3 protein-coding genes are annotated in these 4,737 nt (G+C 47.1%); all 3 read left to right on the forward strand.

The window, feature by feature from the left end:
- The first annotated feature begins 260 nt into the window (after positions 1-260).
- The 3 genes from FDW95_RS00005 (at position 261) to dcuB (ending at position 4,699) form a co-directional block, all read left to right on the forward strand.
- The gene (locus FDW95_RS00005; protein ID WP_115259655.1) at positions 261-1,892 is read left to right on the forward strand and encodes a sensor histidine kinase; all 1,632 of its coding nucleotides are present in this window, start codon (positions 261-263) and stop codon (positions 1,890-1,892) included.
- Complete coding sequence (dcuR, locus tag FDW95_RS00010; RefSeq protein WP_096758636.1) at positions 1,889-2,608, forward strand: two-component system response regulator DcuR; 720 nt, start codon at positions 1,889-1,891, stop codon at positions 2,606-2,608. Before FDW95_RS00005 ends, dcuR begins: the two co-directional genes overlap by 4 nt.
- Positions 2,609-3,358: 750 nt before the next feature.
- Positions 3,359-4,699: an anaerobic C4-dicarboxylate transporter DcuB gene (dcuB, locus tag FDW95_RS00015; RefSeq protein ID WP_096758637.1), complete on the forward strand. Its 1,341-nt coding sequence runs from the start codon at positions 3,359-3,361 to the stop codon at positions 4,697-4,699.
- The last annotated feature ends 38 nt before the right edge of the window (positions 4,700-4,737 follow it).

The following is a 4,737-nucleotide window of genomic DNA, read 5'->3' on the forward strand; positions in this document are numbered from 1 at the left end:
CACAGCAAAACCCCGCCTTATACCCATTTACACACAGAGTTATCCACAAAGCCGTCAGAATCTCTAACCTCATATTACGGAATCCCATGGAAATCGACCTGGAATTCCCTATCCTATAAAGAAGAAACCAACGCATACCCGTTTTCTACTCTATATATAAGGAGAGCAAACGGCAGTAGCCCCATAATCCCCCTACCATCTTTGAATTACGTATCCCATCAGGTGATAATAACCACACAATCAGTCATTCCAGGACCGTGATGAGAAACGCTCTGCAACGTACTGCTATACGCAAACGCCCGATGAAGCTCGGCACCACCGTGATCCTCATGGTCAGTGCTGTACTTTTCTCCGTGCTGCTCGTCGTTCATCTGATTTACTTCTCACAAATTAGCAATATGACGCGCGATGCCTTAGCGGACAAAGCCCTTGCGGTGGCCCGAACGCTGGCTGACTCCCCGGAGATCCGTCAGGGTCTGCAGAAAGCACCTCAAGAAAGTGGCATTCAAGCGATTGCCCAGGCGGTGAATAAAAGCAACGACTTCCTGTTCATCGTCGTCACGAATATGCAAAGCATCCGTTATTCACATCCCGAGGCCCAGCGAATCGGCCAGCGGTTTAAAGGCGACGATATTTTGTTGGCCCTGGAAGGGAAAGAAAACGTCGCAATTAATCGCGGCTTTCTGGCTAAAGCACTGCGTGTGTTTACCCCCATCTATGACGAAAACCACCGCCAAATTGGCGTCGTGTCGATTGGCCTTGAGCTCAGCAGAGTCACTGAACAGATTAATAACAGTCGCGACAGTATCTTCTGGTCCGTCTTATTTGGTGTTCTGGTTGGCTTGTTGGGTACCTGGGTGTTGGTCAAGGTGCTCAAACGTATTCTGTTTGGCCTCGAACCCTATGAAATCTCCAACCTGTTTGAACAGCGCCAGGCGATGCTGCACTCTATAAAGGAAGGCGTAATTGCCGTTGACGACAGTGGTGAAGTCACGCTGATAAACCAGGCGGCCCAGGAACTGCTGGATTACCGCAAGTCACAAGACGATGCGCAACTCTCCACGCTCAGTCATGCCTGGTCACAGGTGGTCGATTTTTCTGAAGTCTTACGTGATGGAACACCACGGCGCGATGAAGAGATCACCGTGAAAGACCGGCTACTGCTGATCAACACTGTGCCGGTCATCAGCAACGGCAAAATCATCGGTGCTATTTCAACGTTCAGGGATAAGACGGAAGTCCGTAAACTAATGCAACGCCTTGATGGTATGGTCAACTATGCCGATGCACTTCGTGAACGATCCCACGAATTCATGAATAAGTTGCACGTGATTCTGGGATTATTGCATCTGAAAAGTTATAAGCAGTTGGAAACTTATATAATTAAGACAGCCAACAACTATCAGGAAGAAATCGGCTCATTGCTGGGAAAAATAAAGTCCCCGGTTATCGCGGGATTTTTACTCAGTAAGATTAATCGCACATCCGATTTAGGCCATACCCTTGTCATTAGTAATGAAAGTCAATTACCGGAAAACAGCAATGAAGATCAAGTGACCGTGCTGATTACCGTTCTGGGGAATTTGATTGAAAACGCACTGGAAGCGTTAGGTCAAGAAGCCGGTGGTGAGATCAGCGTATCCTTACACTATCGACACAGCTGGTTACATTGTGAAGTTAATGACGATGGTCCGGGGATCGCTCCCGATCGCATTGACCACATATTTGAGAAAGGCGTCTCGTCAAAAGGAAGCGAACGGGGCGTTGGTTTAGCGCTTGTTAAACAGCAGGTTGAAAGTGTTGGCGGCAATATCGCCGTCGAATCTGAACCTGGGATCTTCACCCAATTTTTTGTACAGTTACCGTGGAATGGTGAGAGGGCCAGCAGATGATCAATGTCTTAATTGTCGATGACGACGCAATGGTAGCGGAGTTAAATCGCCGATATGTGGCGCAGCTCTCCGGTTTTCATTGCTGTGGGACAGCGTCTACGCTGGAGAAAGCCAAAGAAATACTTTTTCATGGCGAACATCATATCGACCTGATTTTGTTAGACATTTATATGCAAAAAGAGAACGGTCTGGATCTGCTGCCCGTTCTGCATAGCGAAGGCTGCAAATGTGACGTCATTGTCATCTCTTCCGCCGCCGATGCTACCACCATTAAGGACTCGCTCCACTACGGGGTCGTCGATTATCTGATAAAACCTTTTCAGGCTTCCCGTTTTGAAGAAGCGCTTACCGGCTGGCTGCATAAAAAGACGGAGATGGAAAAACATCAGTACTATGAACAGTCGGAGCTTGATCAGTTGATTCACGGCAGTTCCTCTACCGAGCAGGAAACACGTCGCTTACCCAAAGGATTAACGCCTCAAACGTTACGTACCTTGTGCCAGTGGATTGATGAGCACCAGGATCAAGAGTTCTCTACTGATGAGTTGGCGAACGAAGTCAATATCTCGCGTGTGTCCTGTCGTAAGTACCTCATCTGGCTGGTCAATTGTCATATCTTATTTACCAGCATTCATTACGGCGTGACTGGCAGACCGGTGTATCGTTATCGCGTTCAGGCTGAGCATTATTCGCTGCTAAAACAATACTGCCAATAAACATCATTACGGGGATTATTCGTTATATAAAAGTAACAGTTATTAAAATAATGAAAAATCCCCCTACTGCTGTCATAGACAGCAAAATACTGAATTTGCGTTAGATCAAATATAATTGTATCCAGCATGTTAACGCTCTATTTTATTATTGACAAACATCACACTGTTTTTAATTTCAAAATCACTAACAAAAGTTAATTAAGTATTATCTAACTCGCAGAATGTGTATTTTTACCCCTAAAGGATTAGTCTGATTTTAACCAGACATAAAAATCTATATCGGTAGCAATGGAGAACATGCTACGTACTATGGACACCGTACATTTTTGTGAGCAAATAAAAGAATCCGTTCGCCAACCTCATAGCATCATGAATTGGCGTGAGCGTGATCACATAAATAATACACTCACCTATCCTGCCGGTGGTTCACGTAATAGTAGAATACGTAAAGCTGACGATAAGTTTCCGGTTAATCGGGACAACGTACCTGCACGACAACATCAGCCAATGCTCTTCATAACATGCTCTGCTTCCCATCGCCTGAGGATTCTCTCCTCAGAACAAAGTCACAGAAAAAAGTTAAATATTTCCAATAACGTTTAAAAATTTTCTAGACAGATATTTGAACATTAATCACAAATACGGACATACCGAATATTGGCCGCTTTCTGATGCTTATTTCAGCATAAAAGAGTGTGGCACAGATCCATTTATCAAAAATTGACTGGGTTTTTTGCGAGGGTAAATAAAATGTTATTTAGTATACAGCTTCTTATAATATTAATATGTTTGTTTTATGGTGCCAGAAAGGGCGGTATCGCACTGGGTTTGTTAGGCGGTATCGGTCTGGTCATTCTGGTTTTCGTGTTCCATCTCCAGCCGGGTAAACCGCCAGTAGACGTTATGCTGGTCATTATTGCCGTGGTCGCTGCTTCCGCAACCTTGCAGGCCTCCGGCGGTCTTGATGTTATGCTGCAAATTGCTGAAAAGCTGCTGCGTCGTAACCCAAAATACGTTTCCATCGTGGCACCGTTTGTCACCTGCACCCTGACTATCCTGTGTGGTACAGGTCACGTGGTGTACACCATTCTGCCTATCATCTATGACGTTGCGATTAAGAACAATATTCGCCCGGAACGTCCGATGGCAGCGAGTTCTATCGGTGCGCAGATGGGTATCATTGCCAGCCCGGTTTCCGTGGCCGTCGTGTCACTGGTCGCGATGCTGGGTAACGTAACGTTTGAAGGCAAGCACCTCGAATTCCTCGACCTGCTCGCTATCACCATCCCCTCTACCCTGCTGGGTATTCTGGCGATCGGTATCTTCAGCTGGTTCCGTGGTAAAGATCTGGACAAAGACGAAGATTTTCAGAAGTTCATTTCCGTTCCTGAAAACCACCACTATGTCTATGGCGACACCGCTACGCTGTTAGACAAAAAACTGCCTAAGAGCAACTGGCTGGCAATGTGGATCTTCCTGGCCGCTATCGCTGTCGTTGCCGTCCTGGGTGCGGTATCTGAACTGCGTCCTTCTTTTGGTGGCAAACCGCTGTCAATGGTTCTGGTTATCCAGATGTTCATGCTGCTGACTGGCGCACTGATTATCATCCTGACCAAAACCAACCCCGCATCTATCTCTAAAAATGAAGTCTTCCGTTCAGGTATGATCGCGATTGTAGCGGTGTACGGTATTGCCTGGATGGCGGAAACCATGTTCGGCGCACATATGTCTGAAATTCAGGGCGTACTGGGCGAGATGGTGAAAGAATATCCGTGGGCCTATGCGGTTGTCCTGCTGTTGGTCTCCAAGTTTGTAAACTCCCAGGCTGCGGCGCTAGCGGCTATCGTGCCGGTCGCGCTGGCTATCGGCGTTGATCCAGCGTACATCGTTGCCTCTGCTCCGGCATGCTACGGTTACTACATTCTGCCGACCTACCCAAGCGATCTGGCGGCCATTCAGTTTGACCGTTCCGGCACCACCCGCATTGGCCGCTTCGTCATTAACCACAGCTTCATTCTGCCTGGTTTGATCGGCGTAAGCGTATCCTGTGTATTTGGCTGGGTGTTCGCTGCAATGTACGGTTTCCTGTAATCACACTTCGCGTGCCGTCCACTTTTGTACGGCACGCT

It is taken from the genome of Citrobacter sp. wls718, from assembly GCF_005280945.1.
GTDB classification, from domain to species: domain Bacteria; phylum Pseudomonadota; class Gammaproteobacteria; order Enterobacterales; family Enterobacteriaceae; genus Citrobacter; species Citrobacter gillenii.

Excerpts from the sequence above, each read along its gene's own strand:
- FDW95_RS00005 (WP_115259655.1), top strand. The coding sequence starts at position 261 with ATGAGAAACGCTCTGCAACGTACTGCTATACGCAAACGCCCGATGAAG.
- dcuR (WP_096758636.1), top strand. The coding sequence starts at position 1,889 with ATGATCAATGTCTTAATTGTCGATGACGACGCAATGGTAGCGGAGTTA.
- dcuB (WP_096758637.1), top strand. The coding sequence starts at position 3,359 with ATGTTATTTAGTATACAGCTTCTTATAATATTAATATGTTTGTTTTAT.